This is a genomic window from Neisseria sp. P0021.S006 (assembly GCF_051956895.1).
Genome location: NZ_JBQCWZ010000535.1, coordinates 1 through 905 on the forward strand (window position 1 = coordinate 1; position 905 = coordinate 905).

1 protein-coding gene is annotated in these 905 nt (G+C 48.4%); it reads right to left on the reverse strand.

What is annotated here, in order from left to right; all coding sequences use genetic code 11:
- Positions 1-81: 81 nt before the first annotated feature.
- Positions 82-905: RNase adapter RapZ (gene rapZ / locus ACTHUM_RS15515; RefSeq protein ID WP_440403358.1), on the reverse strand; the 824-nt coding region annotated here is incomplete at its 5' end.

The following is a 905-nucleotide window of genomic DNA, read 5'->3' on the forward strand; positions in this document are numbered from 1 at the left end:
GCGGTCAAGATAAGCAAGGATAATGCGGTCAGACTGATTTTTTTCATGGTTTCTTCCTTTGAGGCCGTCTGAAACGGCAAGTTAGCGTCCTGCCAAGCTTTGAGCCTGACGGTGGCGGACAAGGAGTTCATAACGGCCTTTGAGGCGCTCGGCCAGTTTTTCCACAACATAAACGGAGCGGTGCTGACCGCCGGTACAACCGATGGCAATCGTCACATAACTGCGGCTCTCTTGTTGCAGGCGCGGCAACCAGCGGCTAATAAAATGGTCGATGTCATCAACCATTTCTTGAACCAACGGCTGCTGGCCCAAATAATCTTGAATAGGTTTGTCCATGCCAGTAAAGGGGCGTAATTCCGGATCGTAATACGGATTGGGCAGGCTGCGCATATCAAACATAAAGTCGGCATTATTGGGAGCGCCATATTTGAAACCAAAGGATTCAAGAATGACCAGCAAACCGACACGTTCAATATTGAGCCATTGTTGCACAGCATAACGCAGCTGCTGAGCATTCATTTTGGACGTATCGATGCAATATGCGATGTCTCTAAGCGGAAAGAGCCACTCGCGTTCTTTTTGCAGGCTTTCCAACAAAGTCAGGTTTTGACCAGACAAAGGGTGTCCACGTCGGGTTTCTGAGAAGCGGCGAACCAAAACACCCTCTTCTGCTTCAACAAACAGGACTTCAACCTGATGTCCTTCGTCACGCAAATATTGGATTTGCTCTTGCGCTTCTTGGATATTAATACGGGAACGGATATCAACGCTGACACCGAGTTTGGTTTCATCGGCCCGTTCGATATGGAGTGAAACCAATGATGGAAGCATTTCCAAGGGAAGATTATCGACACAGTAATAGCCCAAATCTTCGAGCTGCTTAAGAGCTACGGACTTTCCCGAGC